Below are 19,115 nucleotides of genomic sequence, written 5' to 3'. Positions count from 1 at the left end.
TCAGACTAAGCTGAACGGTTCTCAGAAAGTACACAAGAAGCCGGGGCGAAGCGGCATTTTGGTAGACTGTAACCGCGTCGCGGAAAGACCTCGAAGCAACAAAACCTTCAGGACGCCATGCCTCGCTTAGTAGACCACCAGCAACGCCGGCACCAGATTGCGGACAGCGCGATCCGGATGGCGGCGGAAAACGGCATCGAAGCCGTCACGCTGGCACGGGTCGCGGATGCGGCCGGTGTCTCCAAAGGCATGCTCCAGTACTACTTCAGCACTCGCCAAGAACTCATTCGGAATGCTGCCCAAGTCATCCACGATCGCACGTTCGGCAGCATCGAAGAAGCCCTCCGTTCGTCTGCGGACGCCTCGCCGCGGCAACGGATCATGGCGATTCTGGCCGGGGTGACCGTGCCCAGCGAAGCCCAGGCCTACGACAATCTGGCTTTGCGGGCGTTGTTCGTCGCAGCTGTGACCGATCCGATGCTGAACCTCAAATACCGCCAGGGCCGGCGGGCTTTGCTGCAGCTCTTCGAAACCCAGCTGTTGCTGCATTGGTCAGCCGAGCCGAGCCTCGACAGTTCGCACCGGGCTGAGGAGGCCGCCCGTTTCATCTACGGCAGCCTCCAGGAGATCGGTGAGGCACTCACGCTCGGCGAGCTTTCGCCTTGCGCGCTGCCCGCCGAAATGGAGCGCGTAGTAGGCGTCGCCTGCCAGTGGCCGCAATTGAGCGCCGCGCCCCGAGAGGTGCACGCAACCGGCTGCATGGAGTGCAGCCTCTAACTATCCGACTGCTCTTCGGCGCTCGGGCCCTGCCGGCTGATCCGGATCATTTCGTCGCGGGCGACGACTTTGACCCGCTCGCGGCTGATTTCCAGTCCCAGGGCCGCGGCGTCAAAGTTTTCACCGAGCGACCTTTCGTGGGCGTCGAGCGCGTGCCAGCCTTCCCAGCTGGTGAATTCGACGCCACGCGCATCCAATAGTTCGACGACGGCGTCTTCCGCAGGTGCCTCGGCCGCGGGTAGCGAGTCGAGATCTTCGAGCAGAAATCCAATGGTTTCCAGGGCGTCGCCTTTGGTATGCCCGATCAAACCGACCGGACCGCGCTTGATCCACCCCGTCGCATAGACCCCCGGCATCGGCGTTCCTGATTCATCGATCACCCTGCCGCCGTCGTTCGGAATCACGCCTCTGACCGGATCGTAGGGAAGCCCCGGCAGCGCGGAGCCGAAGTAGCCGATCGAGCGGTACACCGCCTGCACCGGATACTCCACGAACTCCCCCGTACCCCGAGCATTACCCGTCCCATCCAACTCAGTACGCTCAAACTTGATCCCCGCCACCTTGCCAGCAACACCCAGAATCTCCACCGGGTTATGCAGGAAGTGCAGATGCAGACGACGCGAAGCAGTCGACTCCTCCGGCTGTTCTACCAACCAGTTCGTCAACGTGTTCACCATCGTCTTCACCTGGTTATTCGTCTTGATCGCCTCATCCGAAGCTTCATCAAACTCGAAATCCTCCGGATACAAAATAATGTCCACATCCTTCGAATGCGACAACTCCCGCAACTCCAACGGCGTGAACTTAATCTGCGCCGGACCCCGACGACCAAACACATGCACATCAGTCACCGGAGAGGCCTTCAAACCCGCATAAACATTCTCCGGAATCTCCGTCACCAACAAATCATCAGCATGCTTCGACAAGACCCGGGCAACATCAAGCGCCACGTTGCCGTTACCCAGCACGGCAATCTCAGTCGCTTCCAATGGCCACTCCCGCGCCACATCAGGATGCCCGTCATACCACGAAACAAAATCAGCGCCACCAAAAGAACCATCCAGATCAATACCCGGAATGTTCAAAGCAGCATCATCAATCGCACCAGTAGCAAAAATCACCGCATCATAATGCTTCCGCAAATCTGCCAGCGAGATGTCAGTGCCATAGTCGACGTTGCCGAAGAAGCGGATATCGCCGCGATCCAGCACCTTATGCAACGCCTGAATAATCCCCTTGATCCGCGGATGATCCGGCGCCACCCCATACCGAATCAACCCAAACGGCGCCGGATACCGATCAAACAAATCAATACTGACCGACAGCTCACCACTTTTGACCAAATCAGACTTCGTCAAAATATCCGCCGCATACACCCCAGCCGGACCAGACCCCACCACGGCAACCCGCAACGGACGCGCCAGCATCAGCGGCCCTCCGGCAATCCGTGCGACGCCGCGATCAGCCGTCGGTACCAATCGAAGGAGGCTTTCGGCGTCCGCGACAAGGTATCGAAATCCACGTGCACCAGGCCGAAGCGCTGCGAGTAACCGACTGCCCATTCGAAATTGTCCAGCAGGGACCAGTGGAAGTAGCCCCGGACGTCGGCACCGTCGTCGATCGCCTGCGCGAGCGCGGCCGTGTATCCGGCAAGGTACGCCACCCGGCGCTGATCGTCGACCAGACCTGCGGCGTTCCGCCCGTCATTGATGGCGCAACCGTTTTCCGTGATGTAGACCGGAGGCAGCGCGGTCCGGTACCGCTTCCGGAAAATCCGGAGGATTTCGCCCAGTCCTTCCGGAACCACGGACCAACCGAAATCGGTTTTGGGATAGCCCTCGATCGCACGCAGTTGAAACGGCAATCCGGCCGGCAGGGTTGCCCCGTCGGAGGCATCGGGATCTGCAGCACCACCCGGCGCCCCGATATTGGCCGGCTGGTAGTGGTTGATCCCGTACCAATCGATCGGGCTGGCGATGATCGCCAAATCCTCGGCGACCGGCCCCGGCATGGCAGCGGCGAACTCGTCGTTCGGGTAACGTCCCAGCAGAATCGGATCGGCGAAAAGCCAGTTGGTCAGGGCGTCGTAACCGGCTGCCGCCATCCGGTCGGCCGGATCCTCGCTGGCCGACCATACGGGAGCATGGTTATTGGCAATTCCGATATTCGAGGCACCGGCGGCCCGGAGCACCTGAACTGCCTTGCCGTGCGCCAACAGTTGGTGGTGGGCCGCCGGCAACGCCTCGAAGAACAGGGTCCGACCCGGCGCATGCTGCCCCAAACCGTAACCGAACAAGGTCAGGACCACAGGCTCATTGATCGTGATCCATTGTTTCACCCGGTCCCCGAACCGTTCCGCGAGCAATCCGGCGTAGGCCGCGAAATGGTCCGTGATGTCCCGATTGAGCCAGCCGCCCGCTGCTTCGAGCGGCGACGGAGTGTCCCAGTGGAACAGCGTCGGCGCCGGCGCGATCCCCGCCTCGAGCAGTCCGTCGATCAGCCGGTCGTAGAAGTCCAGGCCTTCCTGGTTGACCTGCCCGACGCCGTCGGGCAGTACCCGGGACCAAGAAAACGAAAAGCGGTAGGCATCGAGCCCGAGCTGCTTCATCAGGGCCAAATCTTCGCGATAGCGGTGGTAATGGTCGCAAGCGACCTGCCCGCTCTGGTTGTCGAATACCCGACCCGGCATCGCGCAGAAGTCATCCCAGGTGGAAGGACCCCGGCCGGCTTCGGCCACGGCGCCTTCGATTTGGTAGGCAGAGGTCGAGACACCCCAGATGAAGTCCGGATGGAATCGTGGAAACCCAGCTTCGTCCGTCACTGTTGCTCCTCATTCGTCGGTGCTTCCGGAGACAATCTCCCACCAACCTAAACGCAAATACCAATCGCGTCGAGGAAACCGGCTCGAAACTGTCCGCGGGCATCGGCGAAGACTGGAATAACCGGCCACGCTCAGGTAGTTATGGGTAGGTGCCCCTCACCGAACCGCAGCCGGAAGCACCGGCAAGCCGTCCCGTCCGCCCCGGTCCAACCGCACAGTCCCCGCAGACCGGGCACGGCATCCTTTACGGGATCGCCGCCTACGGGCTCTGGGGACTGCTGCCCTTGTACTTCTTGCTGCTCAAGCCGGCCGCGCCGATCGAAATCGTGGCAAATCGGGTGCTCTGGTCATTGGTGTTCTGTGCGCTGCTGGTCACCGTGACCCGGGCCTGGCGGCCGCTGCTGCAGATTTTCCGAACCCCGAAGACCCTGGGCGTCTTGGCGGTCGCAGCCGTGCTGATCGCGGTCAACTGGTTGACCTACACCTATGGGGTGACCTCCGGGCACGCGATCGAATCGTCGCTGGGCTATTTCATCAACCCGTTGGTCTCGGTGCTTTTGGGCGTGTTCGTTTTGAAAGAAAAACTGCGCCCCCTGCAATGGATCGCGGTGGGCATCGGATTCATCGCCGTCGTCGAACTGACCATCGCGTACGGCCAACTGCCATGGATCGCTTTGGTGCTCGCGTTCAGCTTCGGAATCTACGGATTCGTCAAGAAGCGGGTCGGACCGAATGTCTCCGCGATCAGCTCGCTCAGCGTGGAAACCGCAGTCCTGGCGCCGCTCGCCGCCGTGGTGATGCTGGTGCTGACCTTCACCGGCACCGCGACGCTGGGCACCGAAGGCGGTGCGCACTTCTGGTGGATGGCGGCGTCCGGGGTGATCACCGCAGTCCCGTTGTTGTTCTTCGGCGCCTCGGCGCGGCGGCTGCCGATGACCACGATCGGGCTGTTGCAGTACTTCGCACCGGTGCTGCAGTTCCTGATCGCCGTGCTGTTCCTGGGCGAGCACATGGGGCCGGAACGTTGGATCGGGTTCAGCATCGTCTGGCTCGCTTTGCTGCTGCTCACCGTGGACATGCTGCTCTCGGTGCAACGCAACGCAGGTCTGCGGAAGGCCGCGTTGCGCGTCTGAGCACCGAATCACCTGTTTTCGCAGACGAAAGTCCCGTTCCCGGATGGCATGCCATCCGGGAACGGGACTTCAAGCTGCAGAATTCAACGAGGCCGGGGATTCACAGTTGCGAATCGACCCGTTCGTAATCGCGCGGCACGACGACCATCGGCACCGGTAAGGCCCGCAGCACCTTGTTCGCGGTGCTGCCCAAGAACAGCAAATTCCGTTGCGCCAATCGGGATGAGCCGATGATCACGAGCTCCCCGTCGTCCCAGCCGATCGAGTCGATCGCCGCTTCGATGCTGCGGCCATGCGCCATGGTGACCGTGGCTTCGCCGTCCGGCAGCCGGGCAGCAGCCTTGGCCAATACCGTGTTCACGTGCTGACGGGCCGGGCTGAGCGGATTGTCCAAATCGAACTCTTGCTGTTTGAGTTCGTCGAGTTCCACCAAGGACACCAAACGGAGCGGGATGCCGCGCCGGCCCGCGGAATCGATCGCCACATCGATCGCAGCCTGGGCACCTTGCCGGGTGCCGACCATCAAAGTCAGCCGGCTCAACGCTTCGGTCCGCTGATAACCGCGCGGAGCCAAGGCCACCGGAACCGGTGAAGCATGCAGCAGGCCGTTGGCCACCGAACCTACCGTGAAGCGTTTGAACAATCCGTTGTTCGCCGCACCCACCACGATCAGCCCGGCCCGGTACTCCACGGCAGCCTCGATCAGACCGGTCGCGAAGGACTCGGCTTCCCGGACATGGAACTCGGCCTCGATGCCTTCCGGCACGTGCTTGAGCGCTTCCCGGCGGGCAGTGAGCACTTCCTGTTCGGCGATGCTGACCCGGTTGCCCTGCGGGTTCAACGCCACGTACGGGGCGCCGTCCTTGACCACATAGACCAGGTCCAAGTGCGCGCCCTGGGTTTTGGCGATCACCGCGGCCAGCGCCACCGCATCCGCGCCGCGCTCATTCGGGGTGTAACCGACCACATACCGCATAAAAGCCCTCCCTTGGACTTGCCGGAACAGACAACCAGACCAGACAACTGCTCACACTTTACACAGCCGGACAAGCCCTCGAAAACGCCGCCGGGCCGCGTGCCCGCCGTCACTCGACGGCGGGCACGCGGCCCGGGGCAGAAGTTCCGGATCAGGCGTTGCGGATCGCCGCTTCCAAAACGTCCAGACCGTCATTGAGCAGCTCTTCGCCGATCACCAGCGGCGGCAGCAGCCGCACCACGTTTCCGTAGGTGCCGCAGGTCAGAATCACCACGCCGGCCTGCAGGCAGGCCGCTGCGATCGCCTTAGTCGCTTCGGCGTTGGGCTCTTTGGTGGTGTGCGCAGTGCCCGGTTTGACCAGTTCGACGGCGAGCATCGCCCCGCGGCCCCGGATGTCGCCGATGATGCTCTGCGCGCCGAGCTCTTCGTCCAATTTCCGCAGCCGACCGAGCACGAGGTCTTCGATTCGCTGCGCCCGGGCATTGAGATCGTATTCCTCCATCGAGCGGATCGCAGCGAGCCCCGCGGCACAGGCGATCGGGTTGCCGCCGTAGGTGCCGCCCAGGCCGCCCGGGTGCACCGAGTCGAGCAATTCCGCCCGGCCGGTCACCGCACTGAGCGGCAGACCGCCGGCGATGCCCTTGGCCATCGTGATCAGATCGGGCACCACGCCCTCGTGCTGGCTCGCGAACCAGGCACCGGTGCGGCAGAACCCGGATTGCACTTCGTCCGCGATGAAGACGATGCCCTTTTCCTTGGCCCAAGCAGCCAGCGTCGGCAAGAAGCCCTCGGCGGGGACGATGAATCCGCCTTCGCCCTGCACCGGCTCGATCAGGATCGCGGCAACCTGATCGCCACCGATCTGCTTTTCGATCATGGTGATCGCGCGCTGGGCGGCTTCTTCACCCTTGATGTCGGCTTCCTCGCGGTACGGGTAGCTCATCGGCACCCGGTAGATCTCCGGGGCGAACGGGCCGAAGCCCGTCTTGTACGGCATCGCCTTCGCGGTCAACGCCATGGTCAGGTTGGTCCGGCCGTGGTAAGCGTGGTCGAAGGCGACGACGGCGTCGCGGCCAGTGGCCAGTCGGGCGATTTTGACCGCGTTTTCCACGGCTTCGGCACCGGAATTGAACAGTACGGAGCGCTTTTCGTGCTCGCCGGGTGTGAGCCGGGCCAGCTCCTCGGCCAATTCGACGTAGCCCTCGTACGGGGTCACCATGAAGCAGGTGTGCGTGAAGTGCGCGGCCTGCTCCGCCACGGCGCCGACTACGGCGGCATCCGAAGCCCCCACCGAAGTCACCGCGATGCCGGAGCCCAGATCGATGAACGAATTGCCGTCCACGTCGTGGATGATGCCGCCGTCGGCGTCGGCCACGTAGACCGGCACGCTGGAAGCGACACCACCGGCGACGACCTTTTTGCGGCGCTCGGCAAGCGCTACGGACTTCGGGCCCGGGAAGTCGCCGAGCACCCGGCGCTTCTGTTCGAGCCGGTAGTGGATTTCAGCCATGATGTTGCCTTTCACGATTGCGAAAAAGTTTTAGCTTGGGTTGTTGCCCAGGCTGAGCGACGCGAGCTACGCGTCCAGAGCGGACATGACGTGCTTGATCCGGGTGTAATCTTCGACGCCGTACATCGAAAGATCTTTGCCGTAGCCGGATTGCTTGAATCCGCCGTGCGGCATTTCCGCGGTCAGCATGACGTGGGTGTTGATCCAGACCGCACCGAAATCCAGTTCCCGGGAGACCCGCATCGCGGTACCGTGGTCGGTCGTCCAGACGCTCGAGGCGAGCGCGTAGTCGACGTCGTTCGCCAGGGTCACAGCCTCGTCTTCGGTGCTGAAGCTCTGCACCGTGATCACCGGGCCGAAGGTTTCCCGCTGCACGATGTCATCGGTTTGTTTCACATCGGCCACCACGGTGGGCGCATAGAAGAACCCTTTTTCCCCGGTCCGGTGCCCGCCGGTGACCACGGTCGCGTACTCGGGCAGTGATTCGACTACCTTGCTGACCGCGTTGAAGTGGTTCACGTTGTTGAGCGGGCCGTAGTAATTCTCGCTGTCGTCCTGGCTGCCGGTGTGCAAACCTTCGGCCGCGGTTTTGAGCAGCCCGAGGAACTCGTCCTTGGCCGAGTCTTGGACCAGCACCCGGGTGATCGCGGTGCAGTCCTGGCCGGCGTTGAAGAAAGCGAACTCCGCCACGGCCTGGGCGGTCCTGGCCAGATCCGCATCGGCGAAGACCAGCGCCGGGGCTTTGCCGCCGAGTTCCAGATGGGCCCGTTTGAGTCCGGCGGCCGCACCGGTGGCCACCGCGATGCCGGCCCGGACCGAACCGGTGATCGAGACCATCGCCGGGGTCTTGTGCGCCACCATCGCCGCGCCGGTCTCGCCGTTGCCGAGCACCACATTGAACACGCCGGCCGGGAAGATCTCTTTGATCAGATCGGCAAGAACCAGGGTGCTTTCCGGAGTGGTGTCCGAAGGCTTGAGCACGATCGTGTTCCCGGCGGCCAGGGCCGGTCCGATCTTCCAGATCAACATCAGCAAGGGGTAGTTCCACGGCGTTACCTGGGCGATCACGCCGACGGGTTCGCGCCGAACATAAGAGGTGAAGCCTTCCATGTACTCGCCGGCGCTCTTGCCTTCCAGCAACCGGGCGGCTCCGGCGAAGAACCGGATCTGGTTGGCGCCCGCGCCGACCTCCTCATCGGCGATGAGCTGCTTCGGCTGGCCGGTATTGCGGTGCTGTGCTTCGACCAATTCGTCGCTGCGCGCCTCCATGGCGTCGGCCAGCTTGAGCAACAGCAACTGCCGGTCGCCCGGCGTCGTCCGCTTCCAGGTGGTGAAGGCCTTTGCTGCCGCGGCCATCGCCGCATCGATATCGGCTTGGCCGGAGATCGGCGCGCTGGCGACGATCTCTTCGGTTACCGGGTTGACGATGTCGAGGGCTCCGCTGCCGGCAACCGGGACGAATTCGCCGTTGATGAAGTTCTGCAAGGTGTTGACCACGGTGTCCAACCTCTGTTCGGTAGGTGAGTAATCGCGCGTAATGACGATGATCCATCTGGAGCCTATGACACGTAGTGCCCGGCATGAATGGACGAATGCACTAGAGTCAAGCAAAGCGATAGTGCGTTTGTATAGTCTGTCACGGTAGCGTTGAGTGCATGGCGATTACGCTCACCGACCTGCTCGACAACCCCACACTCAAACTGCGCGCGCTCGGCTCTTCGACCAGCACGGTGGGCACCCCGATCGAGTGGGTCGCGGTCACCGAAGTCGAGAATCCACAGCCTTTCCTGAGCGGCTCCGAGTTGGTCCTGACCACCGGAGCCCGCTTGGCCACGGCTGATGCGCAACGGGTTTTCGTCCGGCAGGTCAAGCGGGCCGGCGCCGTAGGCATCGGTTTCGGCACCGGCTTCGGCCATGACGCGGTACCTGCCCCACTGGTCGCCGAGGCAAACCGCTGGAGCATCCCGATCATCGAAGTCCCGTACCAGACCCCGTTCATCGCGGTCGGCAAGCTGGTCGCCGATGCGCTTAGCGCCGAGCACGTCGCGGAGCTGGAGGCACTGCTCGCCGGCCATCAAGCGTTGGCGCAGTCCTTGCTGACCGCAAACCAAACCCTCGGATCCGGGCTGCCCAGCCTGTTGGCGACGCTTCAGTCGATGGTGGGCACCGACGTCGTGCTGGAACAATTCCAGGCCAAGGTTTTCAGTTCCTTGCCCGACGCCGAGCCCAACGACGACGATTGGCTCCCGGTTCCGGTACCGACCGGCAAACGGGACTCCTGCACGCTGTGGTTGCGCAAGCCATTCCGGGATGCCGGAATCGTCGACTATGCGAAGAGCCTGATCAGCTTGGAACTCGCCAATCAATGGCAGCGTCGGGACGCCGGGCGGCACGTCGCCGGGCAGGTCATCCATGACGTACTGCGTGCCGCGTTGCCGGCAGCCGACATCTCGGCCAGATTGCGCGGCATCCAGATCAATCCGGCGGAGAAGAACCTGATGTTGCTGGTCCAGGTCCCGGACAAGAAGTTCGCCCTGTTGAGCGGCATCGCCTTGCCGCCAGCACTCGGGGCCGGGATCACTGCGGTGGTGGACGGTGAGTTTTTGGTGGTTTTGCCCGCTGCGGTCGGGGATCCGGTGCAACTGGCACGGCATCTGTCGCGATATTTGCACGGCGCTGGGATTCCGGCCTCAGTCGGCGTCGGTGGAGCCTACACACAGGCCAACGGCTTGCGTTGGAGCTATTTCGAAGCCCGGGAAGCGGCGGGCCGCGGCTTGGACGTCAACGAGCCGGAACGGCTGTCCTTGACTTCGTTGCTTCTGGCCAGCGAAGACGTGCCGATGCTGGACATGGCAACCGAGACTTTGGGGCCGTTGCTCGAATTCGACGAGTTGCATGGCGCGGAACTGATGAACACCTTGGCCAGCTACCTCCAGCTGAACGGGTCGCTGGCCGCCGTCGCCGACGATCTTTCACTGCACCGCAACACGGTGCGTTACCGTTTGGGCCAAATCACCGAGCTGACCGGATTCGACCCGGCCGTGACCGCAGACCGGGTGCAGCTCTGGCTCGCCCTCTCCGTCCGCAAGCTGAACTGACCCGCTTCTCCCCCACCTGCCCAACCCACCCGTTGCCCTACGCGCGAACGCACACGTGTGCGTTCGCGCGTAATCCGGAGGGCAGGGATTAGACGTCGGCGCTGATGCTGCGGGAAATCTGGACCATTTCGTCGCGGGCGACGACTTTGACCCGCTCGCGGCTGATTTCCAGTCCCAGGGCCGCGGCGTCAAAGTTTTCACCGAGCGACTTTTCGTGGGCGTCCAGGGCGTGCCAGCCTTCCCAGCTGGTGAATTCGACGCCACGCTGGTCCAAAAGCGCCACGACAGCCTCCGGGTCCGGAGACTCTGCGGCCGGCAGGGAATCCAGGTCTTCCAACAGGTAGGTGATGGTCTCCAGGGCGTCGCCTTTGGTATGCCCGATCAAACCGACCGGACCGCGCTTGATCCACCCCGTCGCATAGATGCCCGGAGTGTGTTCGCCGTCGGCACCCAGAACCCGGCCACCAGCATTGCTGACCACACCGCGCTGCGCATCGAATTCGATCTCGGACAGTGCGGAGCCGAAGTAGCCGATCGAGCGGTACACCGCTTGCACCGGGTACTCCACGAACTCCCCCGTACCCCGAGCATTACCCGTCCCATCCAACTCAGTACGCTCAAACTTGATCCCGGTCACCTTGCCAGCAACACCCAGAATCTCCACCGGATTGTGCAGGAAGTGCAGATGCAGACGACGCGAAGCAGTCGACTCTTCCGGCTGTTCTACCAACCAGTTCGTCAACGTGTTCACCATCGTCTTCACCTGGTTATTCGTCTTGATCGCCTCATCCGAAGCTTCATCAAACTCGAAATCCTCCGGATACAAAATAATGTCCACATCCTTCGAATGCGACAACTCCCGCAACTCCAACGGCGTGAACTTAATCTGCGCCGGACCCCGACGACCAAACACATGCACATCAGTCACCGGAGACTTCTTCAACCCCGCATAAACATTCTCCGGAATCTCCGTCACCAACAAATCATCAGCATGCTTCGACAAGACCCGGGCAACATCAAGCGCCACGTTGCCGTTACCCAGCACGGCAATCTCAGTCGCTTCCAATGGCCACTCCCGCGCCACATCAGGATGCCCGTCATACCACGAAACAAAATCAGCGCCACCAAAAGAACCATCCAGATCAATACCCGGAATGTTCAAAGCAGCATCATCAATCGCACCAGTAGCAAAAATCACCGCATCATAATGCTTCCGCAAATCTGCCAGCGAGATGTCAGTGCCATAGTCGACGTTGCCGAAGAAGCGGATATCGCCGCGATCCAGCACCTTATGCAACGCCTGAATAATCCCCTTGATCCGCGGATGATCCGGCGCCACCCCATACCGAATCAAACCAAACGGCGCCGGATACCGATCAAACAAATCAATACTGACCGACAGCTCACCACTTTTGACCAAATCAGACTTCGTCAAAATATCCGCCGCATACACCCCAGCCGGACCAGACCCCACCACGGCAACCCGCAACGGACGGTCAGCATTGCGCTGGAACAGTTCGGTATGGCTAGACAACAGTTCGTTCTCCTTATGAATACGAAGCTCAACGAGCTGCGTGCGCTACTTCGCCGATGGCAACCCGGACGAATTCGGCCGGCGCGAATGGGCTGATCCGCACCACATCGCCAACCACGACGACGGCGGGCGAGGCGACCCCGACGGCTTCCGCTTGATCAGCGATGCCGCCCAAGGTGCCGATGGTGATCCGCTGGCCGGAACCGAACCCATCTTCGATGATAGCAACCGGGCAGTTTTCGCCCCGTTCCTTTGTGGTCAAGGTCACCGCGGAACGGCGCAGCGTGGCGACGCCCATCAAGAGCACCACAGTATGGTCGCTGCCGGGCGGGACGTCGGCCAGATCCTCATGTGCGGAAACGACGGTGAATCCCCTGGCCAGCCCGCGGTGCGTCACGGGGATCCCGGCCGCCGCCGGTACTGAAACCGCCGAGGTCACACCGGGGACGACTTCGACGTCGACGCCGTGTTCCCGGCAGAACTCGGCTTCTTCGCCGCCGCGGCCCAAAACGAACGGATCGCCGCCTTTGAGCCGGACCACCCGCTTTCCGGCCCTCGCCTCCCGGACCAGAATTGCATTGATTTCGTGCTGCGGTACCGGATGGTGCTGCGGGCTCTTGCCCACCTCGATGACCTGCGTATCGGATTCCAGTTGTGCCAACAGTCCGCGCGGTCCGAGGCGATCGGCGACCACCACATCGGCCTGCGCGAGCAGCTTCCGGCCGCGCACCGTGATCAGGTCTTCGGCGCCGGGACCGCCGCCGACCAGGGCAACCGAGCCGTTGCCGGGGCGGTGGCGCCGGACCGGCAACGCTCCGGTCTCAAAGGCCTCGACAATGCCACGCCGGATCGCCAGCGCGCGGCGCGGATCCCCGCCGGCGTTGACTGCAACGGTGACATCGTCCACTTGCGCAACGGCGGGCGTCCAGGCTGAGGAAGCTTCCTGATCGGCCGCGTTCACACACCAGATCCGAGCGGCTTCGGCGTCAGCCGCCACCTGGCCGTCTACCTCCGGGAGCCCGGTAGCCGTCTGCGCGAACCACATGCCCGCCAAGTCGGCAGTCCGGTAAGCGCGGGCAAGCCAGGTGAGCAGACCGGCGTCGTGCATTCCGTGCAGTTCGGCCGAGACTTTGGGAGCTACTACGGTGAGAACCGCACCCGCGTCGAGCAGGGCTTTGGCCCTGCGGGTCGCCACCGGGCCACCGCCCACCACCAAGGCTGGGCGGCCCAGCAGGCGGAGCGAAATCGGATACAGATCGCGAGCGGTCATGGACCGACTGTAGTTTTCGCCGGATGAGCGCAACGAACGAGTGTTACGGCCGGGTTCATCCGGAGTCATCCGACGTCATGAAGCCGAAGGTGAGGCCGGTACCCGGAAGCGGCTCAGCCGAAGAGCTCGTCCAGCAATGGATTCCGGTACAGCCCTGCCGGATCGTGTTTCGCCAAAGTGGCCACCGCCGATTCCCACTGCGGGAAGGCCGCCGGGATCTGCTGCTTGAGGGCTTTCCGATCAGTCCAGGGACCTTGCGGGGTGTGCGCCCAGCGTTTGGCCCACTCCGGCCGGGGCAGTCCCAACGCCGGGTCGAAGCGGTGGAAATAGTCTTCCAACTCCATGTAGAACTCGGCGTTGTCCGGGGTGTCCGGCAAGGTGAGCACATCCAGCCAGACCGCGGTGTCCCAGTCCGGGCGGCCCGGCACCGGAAGCGCCGCGGACAAAGCGGCCGGCTGCGCTCCTGGAATCCCGGTGTCCCGGGGGTCGTCCAGTCCGGTGACTCGGATTTCCAGTCCGCTATTGATCGGGAACTTGTTCGCCGCCTGGTACTCGGCCAACTTCTGGTTGTAGAACGTGGTGAAATCGTGCACCACGCGCTGCACCTGGTCCCGGCGGGTGATCACCGCGTGGCTTCCGGCGGTGACCCGGAGCGTCGTCGGCTTGACGAAGTGGATGAAGTTCTTCGATTTTCCCCACATGTCACGGGCCCCGGAAAGCGTGAGTCCGGCTTCGGTTGCCGCCAGGATCGCCGCGCAGAACTTCGGTGCTACTTGCGGGTTGCCCTCCACCAGTTCGCCCAGCAACTGCGGCACCGGCGTCGGCAAGTTGTCCGCGAACGGGTAATTGAACGGGGTGACCACTTTGCGGGAGAACCACGGACGGTTCGGGCTGACTTCCCAGATCTGCACCCAAGGCCGGTCGGTGAAGGCGTACCAGATGATGCCCACCCGGCCGGCACCGTCGATCAACCGGCTCAATGACCGGGAGGTCATCCGGTCCGGATGCGCGAACAGCTCCGAGATATCGATGTCCGTGTAGTTGCGGCAGCGCACGTTGTAATCGTCGACCACCTGCAGCGTGACCTCGGTGAGGAACGACCGGCCGAGGTGGGTCAGCAGGGCCGAGCATTCCGGATCAGTGCGATCGAAGCGCCGCTCCGCATAGGCGTTCTGCGTCTCGTCCCAGACGATCGCCTTGACCGAGACCACCAGGTTGCTCAGCGTGCCGAAGCCCTGCCCGGGATAGCTGGATTCACCGGCCCCCGGCACCGCGGTGCCGTGCCCGTTGATGGCCAGCGCGCCGGCCACCGAAATATCTCCGGGCGCCGGGGCCGCAGTGAGTCCATAGCCTTTGGCGGCCAGATAGGTGAGCAGTTCGAGCATCGAAGCCCCGGCTTGGACGGTGACCAGCCGGTCGCCGGCCAACTGCATTCCGGTCAGGCTTTTGGTGGTGTCGACCAGAATCACCTTGTCGGAGCCCGGAGTTTTGCCGGCCACGGTCAGCGGCGACCAGCTGTGCCGGTAGCCGCGGGCCCGGACCCGGTAGCCCTGGCTGTGGGCCCAATTGACCACCCGGACGACGTCGGCGCTCGACGTCGGTGCGCAGGTCCAGAGGGCGTCGGAGACGATGGCCTCGTCCCAGTTCTTGTAGACCTCGCGGTACAGCGGGATGGTCTTCGGGAAGGCGGCCGGCCCGGCTGCCGCGTTGGCCGGCGCCTCGTATCCGAGGAACACGAACCCGCCGGCTGCGGCGGCCGTGGCGCCGAGGAATCCTCGGCGATTGAGCCCGCCCGCGAGGTTTTCGATGGGCAAATTCTGATTCTTCATGAATGGTCCCCAAACCATGAGGGCAAAAGGTGCTTGCCCGGAAATGATATCGCCGGTAACGGGTTGCGCCGAGTTGGCTCGAGTGCTGGGTCCGAATCGCGCAGATTCGGACCCAGCACTCGGGTTAAGCAGAATCTGGCCCCTCATCGGAGAGGGGCCAGATTCCGTCAGGTGCGTGAGCGTGCGGAGGCGCAGAAGCTCAGGATGTCTTTCACGGTCGCCGGAACGTGGAACTTGGTGTCGTTGATCGCGTAGACCGGGAACTGCAAGGCAGTTTCGTAGCTCAGGGCCAAGAACTCGTAAGGATCTTTCGAACCGAGCAACCATGCGGTGTACTGGGCCGAACGGGTGTTGAAAGCCTTCTGGCTGTCGCGACCGTGATCGCTGAAGTTCTTATTGAGCCAGTCAAGAGTGGCCAGCGGTCCCCGACAGATCGGGATGATCGCCAGCGACTCATCGTGGCTCGGGTACCAGACGCCGTCGCCGGGTTCGCCCGGGCTGGTCGTCGAAGGTGCCGCCTGCGTCTCCGCTGCCGCGGCGGGTGCCAAAGCAAGCCCTCCGGCCAACATCAACGAAATGACGACCACCAAGCTTGAAAGCAATTTTTTCATGTCAATTCCCCAATTGTCGTGTTTTCCCCAAATGAACTCAGGTTCTCCGCGGAGATGAACTTCGAGCTCACCAGGAGGCTAGCATGATGCTGCACAGCAAATTCAAATTTTCAGCTTATTTTCAGCTTAATTTCATCTTTTTGAAACCATTTTTGACATTTTATGATTGTTTTTGCATCTATCAGATCAGATTAAGTCGTAAGTGCACACTTTTGACGCACAGATTTCTCAGCTTAAACCCAGCTTGCATGAAACTTTCAGCCACTTTCCAGGAAGCGTCGACCGGGTTCGTGTCTCCTGGAAATTCCTCTAGTTCGATGAATTCTGCGATTTCGGAATTCCCGGTTTCAGGGGCATTTCGGATCGATGGAGAGCGCCCGTATCGAAATTCGACAGGCTTTTCCGAGACCCGACGGCAGGGCCTCAGGCAGACAGCAGGCCGCGGCCGCGGAGCAGTTTGCGCTCGATCGGGGCGAAGACGGCGAGCTCCACGATGATTCCGACGAAGAGGATCACCAGAATCGCCGCCATCACCATGCCCATATCCGAAAGGTCACGACCCCGTTGCAGCAACGAACCGAGACCGAAGCCCAAGGTGCCGCCGATCGCAATGATCTCTGCGGCCATCAAGGATCGCCAGGAGAAAGCCCAGCCCTGTTTCAACCCGGAAAGATAGCCCGGCAGGGCAGCAGGCAGAATGATCTTGAACGCCATCTCGAGCTTGGAAGCACCGAGCACCGAGCCCATCGAACGGTACTGCGGCGGCACCTGGTCGATGCCGGAAATCAGCCCGTTGATGATCGACGGAATCGCACCCATCAGCAGGACGAAATACACCGTGCCGTCGGAGAGCCCGAACCAGATGATCGCGGCCGGCACCCAGGCGACGCTCGGCAACACCTGCAAACCGGAGATCAACGGCCCGAAAGCGATCCGCAGCGGCTTGACCTGGGCCAGCAGCAGGCCCAGGGCGGTTCCGATCACGGCGCTGACCAGGAATCCGATCAACCCGCGTTGCACCGAGGTCCAAACCGCTTCTTGCAGGGTCCCTTGCGCCCAGAGCTGACCGAAAGTACCGGCCACATCGAGCGGTCCGGGCACCACATCGGCGCGTTTGCCGCTGATCAGCACGTAGACCTGCCAAATGCCGATTAGGACCAACACCGCGGCCAGCGGCGCGATGATCCGGATCAAGGTCTTCTTGAGGTTTTTTTGCTGCGCAGTGTCGGTCTGGAGTTTGTCCAGGCCCTCGAGCTCGGCTTCTTTTCCACCGTTCGGCTGCGCTTCAGCGGGCCCGGCTGCCGATTGCGCGGGATCAGTCAGCGTATTAGACATGCCGGCTGATCTCCTGGCGCAGTGCGGCGGTCATCTCGTCGGCCAGCAGCGCAGCCTGCTCCGGCTGCTTCTGCGCGTCGTCGATCCGCCATTCCCGGATCACTTTGCCCGGGCGGGAGGAAAGCAGCAGAACCCGCTGGCCCAACCGGACCGCTTCCCGGACGTTGTGAGTGACGAAAACGATGGTGCGGCCGGTGTGCCGCCAAATCCGGGTGAGCTCTTCGTGCAGCAAATCCCGGGTGATCGCATCCAGGGCCGCAAAGGGCTCGTCCATCAACAGGACGTGCTTGTCCTGGGCCAGCGAACGGGCCAAGGCGACGCGTTGCCGCATGCCGCCGGAGAGTTCGTGCGGACGCTTCTTGCCGGCATGCTGCAGGTGCACCAGGGCCAAGAGCGCTTCGGCTCTCGTTTTGCGTTCGGCTTTGGGCACTCCCCGGAGCTCCAAAGCCAGTTCGACGTTGCCTTGCGCGGTCAGCCAGGGGAACAGGTTCGCGTCCTGGAACATGAAGGCGACGCCGTCGGAGGGGATCTCCATGGCACCCTTGCTCGGCGCCTCCAGGCCGGCGATCAGGTTGAGCAGCGTCGATTTCCCGCAGCCCGAGGCACCCAGCAAGGCCACGAATTCGCCCTGCCCAATGGTCAGATCGACGTCTTCCAACACCGTGTTCTGGGATTGGCCGCTGCCGAAGGTTTTGCCGAGCCCGTCCAAGACCACGACCGGCCGCGGCGCTGGCTGGTGCCCCGCCGTCGTCGGTTCCGGCGCCGTCGGGGGTTCCGGGGCCAGGGGTTCTGTGGCAGTGGAGGTCACAGTCATTCCTCAACGCTAGGGTTGCGGGCCTGCCCGCTCAATAATCCGGCAACGCGGAGTCATCGGGGTTCATCGGAGGTCACATTCCGCGGACCGGGCCGACTCAAAACCGGCACTTTATGAAGCCATCTGCCGGCGATTTCAGGGTTCTCACGCAACTCAATGCCCATAAAGCAACGGTTTTGCGCGGGGTTTTCAGCTCTGGCCGAGGCTTCCGGCGCTGATCGCCGGTTTGTTCCGTTCTTTGAGCACCTCGTTGAGCAGCCGCAGGTCGAAGATCCCGTTGAGGTCGGCGTCCTGGGTTACGCCGGCCTTGACGCCATTGGCGAGCAAAGCGGGGTAGCTGGTGGCGATCGGATCCGCGGTGAAGGTCAGGTTGGCCAGGGCCCGCTGCAGGACTTCGTCCGGCAGGGTGGCACCGGCAGCTTGTTTGAGCCCGTCATTGACTGCCTTGATCGCCTGGTCCTGGTTGGCGGCGAGCCAATCCTGGGTGTTCAATTGTGCGCTGAGCAGGGCTTTGACCGCAGCGGGGTGTTCGTTGAGGAAGGTCTTGTTCACGATCAGGATCGTGGTGGGGAATTGGCCGTCTTTCCACAGGTCCTTTTCGTCCACGAGCACCTTGGCGCCGGCTTGGAGAACCAGTCGGGATGCCCAGGGCTCGGGCAACCAGGCGCCGTCCAGCTTGCCTTCTTGGAAGAGTTTGAGGGTTTGCGCGTTGTCCGTGGGGTTGATCGTGACGTCGTTGCCGCCGTTGGTGGAGACTTTCAGTCCGTTGTCCGCGAGCCAATTGCGCAGCGCGACGTCTTGGGTGCCGCCGAGTTGCGGGGTGGCCAGGACTTTGTTTTTCAGGTCCTGGGCATTATTGATTTCCGGCTTGACCACCAGCTGCGCTCCCCCGGAGGCTGCCCCGGCGACAATGCTGATCGACGCGCCTTTGGACTTCACGTAGGAGTTGATCGCCGGGTTCGGGCCCAGGTAGGCGGCGTCGATGGCACCGGCGTTGAGCGCCTCGACCGCGGCCGGGCCGGCGTTGAAGACCTGGGTTTTCAGTTCGGTGTTCTTGAGTTCTTTGGCGTAGAAACCCTGTTGCACGCCGACTACGGGCAGCGCGTGCGTGACGTTCCCGAAGTAGCCGAGCTTGAGCTCTTTGAGCTCGTCGGCGGCCTGGGCCGGTTGGTTGTTGCTGCTGTTGTTATTGCTGTTGGCGGCGATCGTCGCGGTGGCGGCGCCGGCGATGATCACCGCTGCGATGCCGACGGCGATCGAGATTTCCAAGGTGCGGCGCTTTTGGGTCCGGGGTTGCTTCGTTTTTGCTTTATTGTTCCGCGCCGGTTTCTGGCCGGCCACGATCTTGGTGGTCTGGACTTCTTCGGGGGTGTGGTCCGGAGTTTCTGGAGTGTTCGGCATGGTGGC

Annotated in this window: 15 protein-coding genes; 3 read left to right on the top strand and 12 right to left on the bottom strand. The window is 62.7% G+C overall.

All coding sequences use genetic code 11. The features are described from left to right. The first annotated feature begins 117 nt into the window (after positions 1–117). Positions 118–777 (top strand): TetR/AcrR family transcriptional regulator, encoded by a 660-nt coding sequence (locus tag JOE69_RS12705; RefSeq protein WP_309799260.1) that lies wholly within the window; start codon positions 118–120, stop codon positions 775–777. On the opposite strand, the gene JOE69_RS12700 is transcribed toward JOE69_RS12705, so the two are convergent. Then, positions 774–2,204 carry an FAD-dependent oxidoreductase gene (locus JOE69_RS12700; RefSeq protein WP_309801289.1) on the bottom strand — a complete coding sequence of 477 codons (1,431 nt, stop codon included), beginning with the start codon at positions 2,202–2,204 and terminating at the stop codon, positions 774–776. The two genes, JOE69_RS12705 and JOE69_RS12700, sit on opposite strands and share 4 nt — an antisense overlap. Beyond that, a complete protein-coding gene (locus tag JOE69_RS12695) occupies positions 2,204–3,598 on the bottom strand; it encodes a GH1 family beta-glucosidase (RefSeq protein ID WP_309799258.1) in 1,395 nt (464 codons plus the stop codon). Before JOE69_RS12695 ends, JOE69_RS12700 begins: the two co-directional genes overlap by 1 nt. A 149-nt stretch (positions 3,599–3,747) precedes the next feature. On the opposite strand from JOE69_RS12695, the gene rarD reads away from it, so the two are divergent. Continuing rightward, entirely contained in the window at positions 3,748–4,731 is a 984-nt protein-coding gene (rarD, locus tag JOE69_RS12690; RefSeq protein WP_374709707.1) for an EamA family transporter RarD, read from the top strand. 100 nt (positions 4,732–4,831) lie between these two features. Here the strand turns inward: rarD and JOE69_RS12685 are convergent, their stop codons facing one another. The 3 genes from JOE69_RS12685 to JOE69_RS12675 all read right to left on the bottom strand — a co-directional run bounded on the left by JOE69_RS12685 (position 4,832) and on the right by JOE69_RS12675 (position 8,714). Then, on the bottom strand, positions 4,832–5,707 hold the full coding sequence (locus JOE69_RS12685) for a universal stress protein (protein ID WP_309799255.1): 876 nt from the start codon (positions 5,705–5,707) through the stop codon (positions 4,832–4,834). Positions 5,708–5,858: 151 nt separating this feature from the next. After that, positions 5,859–7,217 (bottom strand): 4-aminobutyrate--2-oxoglutarate transaminase, encoded by a 1,359-nt coding sequence (gabT, locus tag JOE69_RS12680; RefSeq protein WP_309799253.1) that lies wholly within the window; start codon positions 7,215–7,217, stop codon positions 5,859–5,861. A 66-nt stretch (positions 7,218–7,283) separates the two neighbouring features. Continuing rightward, positions 7,284–8,714 (bottom strand): gamma-aminobutyraldehyde dehydrogenase, encoded by a 1,431-nt coding sequence (locus tag JOE69_RS12675; protein ID WP_309799251.1) that lies wholly within the window; start codon positions 8,712–8,714, stop codon positions 7,284–7,286. Positions 8,715–8,872: 158 nt separating this feature from the next. Here JOE69_RS12675 and JOE69_RS12670 point away from each other — a divergent pair, with 158 nt between their 5' ends. Continuing rightward, positions 8,873–10,315 (top strand): PucR family transcriptional regulator, encoded by a 1,443-nt coding sequence (locus JOE69_RS12670; protein WP_309799249.1) that lies wholly within the window; start codon positions 8,873–8,875, stop codon positions 10,313–10,315. An 88-nt stretch (positions 10,316–10,403) separates the two neighbouring features. Here JOE69_RS12670 and JOE69_RS12665 read toward each other — a convergent pair whose 3' ends face one another. The 7 genes from JOE69_RS12665 to JOE69_RS12635 form a co-directional block, all read right to left on the bottom strand. Further along, positions 10,404–11,849 (bottom strand): FAD-dependent oxidoreductase, encoded by a 1,446-nt coding sequence (locus tag JOE69_RS12665; protein WP_309799247.1) that lies wholly within the window; start codon positions 11,847–11,849, stop codon positions 10,404–10,406. A gap of 28 nt (positions 11,850–11,877) precedes the next feature. Then, complete coding sequence (gene cobA / locus JOE69_RS12660) at positions 11,878–13,119, bottom strand: uroporphyrinogen-III C-methyltransferase (RefSeq protein ID WP_309799246.1); 1,242 nt, start codon at positions 13,117–13,119, stop codon at positions 11,878–11,880. A gap of 113 nt (positions 13,120–13,232) precedes the next feature. Next, positions 13,233–14,948: a cholesterol oxidase substrate-binding domain-containing protein gene (locus tag JOE69_RS12655; protein ID WP_309799243.1), complete on the bottom strand. Its 1,716-nt coding sequence runs from the start codon at positions 14,946–14,948 to the stop codon at positions 13,233–13,235. Between the two features lie 167 nt (positions 14,949–15,115). Continuing rightward, complete coding sequence (locus JOE69_RS12650) at positions 15,116–15,559, bottom strand: hypothetical protein (RefSeq protein WP_309799241.1); 444 nt, start codon at positions 15,557–15,559, stop codon at positions 15,116–15,118. A 423-nt stretch (positions 15,560–15,982) separates the two neighbouring features. Then, positions 15,983–16,894 carry an ABC transporter permease gene (locus JOE69_RS12645; RefSeq protein WP_309799240.1) on the bottom strand — a complete coding sequence of 304 codons (912 nt, stop codon included), beginning with the start codon at positions 16,892–16,894 and terminating at the stop codon, positions 15,983–15,985. Beyond that, on the bottom strand, positions 16,887–17,708 hold the full coding sequence (locus JOE69_RS12640; RefSeq protein WP_309799236.1) for an ABC transporter ATP-binding protein: 822 nt from the start codon (positions 17,706–17,708) through the stop codon (positions 16,887–16,889). Before JOE69_RS12640 ends, JOE69_RS12645 begins: the two co-directional genes overlap by 8 nt. Positions 17,709–17,897: 189 nt before the next feature. Next, on the bottom strand, positions 17,898–19,109 hold the full coding sequence (locus JOE69_RS12635; protein WP_309799235.1) for an ABC transporter substrate-binding protein: 1,212 nt from the start codon (positions 19,107–19,109) through the stop codon (positions 17,898–17,900). Between the last annotated feature and the right edge of the window lie 6 nt (positions 19,110–19,115).

It is taken from the genome of Arthrobacter russicus (assembly GCF_031454135.1).
GTDB lineage: Bacteria > Actinomycetota > Actinomycetes > Actinomycetales > Micrococcaceae > Renibacterium > Renibacterium russicum.
This window is presented reverse-complemented; position numbering and strand designations above follow the sequence as displayed.

What these genes read in the sequence shown, in the direction of transcription:
- JOE69_RS12655 (WP_309799243.1), bottom strand. Translation starts at nt 14,948, where the DNA reads ATGAAGAATCAGAATTTGCCCATCGAAAACCTCGCGGGCGGGCTCAAT.
- JOE69_RS12645 (WP_309799240.1), bottom strand. Translation starts at nt 16,894, where the DNA reads ATGTCTAATACGCTGACTGATCCCGCGCAATCGGCAGCCGGGCCCGCT.
- JOE69_RS12635 (WP_309799235.1), bottom strand. Translation starts at nt 19,109, where the DNA reads ATGCCGAACACTCCAGAAACTCCGGACCACACCCCCGAAGAAGTCCAG.
- JOE69_RS12650 (WP_309799241.1), bottom strand. Translation starts at nt 15,559, where the DNA reads ATGAAAAAATTGCTTTCAAGCTTGGTGGTCGTCATTTCGTTGATGTTG.
- JOE69_RS12685 (WP_309799255.1), bottom strand. Translation starts at nt 5,707, where the DNA reads ATGCGGTATGTGGTCGGTTACACCCCGAATGAGCGCGGCGCGGATGCG.
- JOE69_RS12700 (WP_309801289.1), bottom strand. Translation starts at nt 2,204, where the DNA reads ATGCTGGCGCGTCCGTTGCGGGTTGCCGTGGTGGGGTCTGGTCCGGCT.
- JOE69_RS12640 (WP_309799236.1), bottom strand. Translation starts at nt 17,708, where the DNA reads ATGACTGTGACCTCCACTGCCACAGAACCCCTGGCCCCGGAACCCCCG.
- JOE69_RS12705 (WP_309799260.1), top strand. Translation starts at nt 118, where the DNA reads ATGCCTCGCTTAGTAGACCACCAGCAACGCCGGCACCAGATTGCGGAC.
- cobA (WP_309799246.1), bottom strand. Translation starts at nt 13,119, where the DNA reads ATGACCGCTCGCGATCTGTATCCGATTTCGCTCCGCCTGCTGGGCCGC.
- JOE69_RS12670 (WP_309799249.1), top strand. Translation starts at nt 8,873, where the DNA reads ATGGCGATTACGCTCACCGACCTGCTCGACAACCCCACACTCAAACTG.
- gabT (WP_309799253.1), bottom strand. Translation starts at nt 7,217, where the DNA reads ATGGCTGAAATCCACTACCGGCTCGAACAGAAGCGCCGGGTGCTCGGC.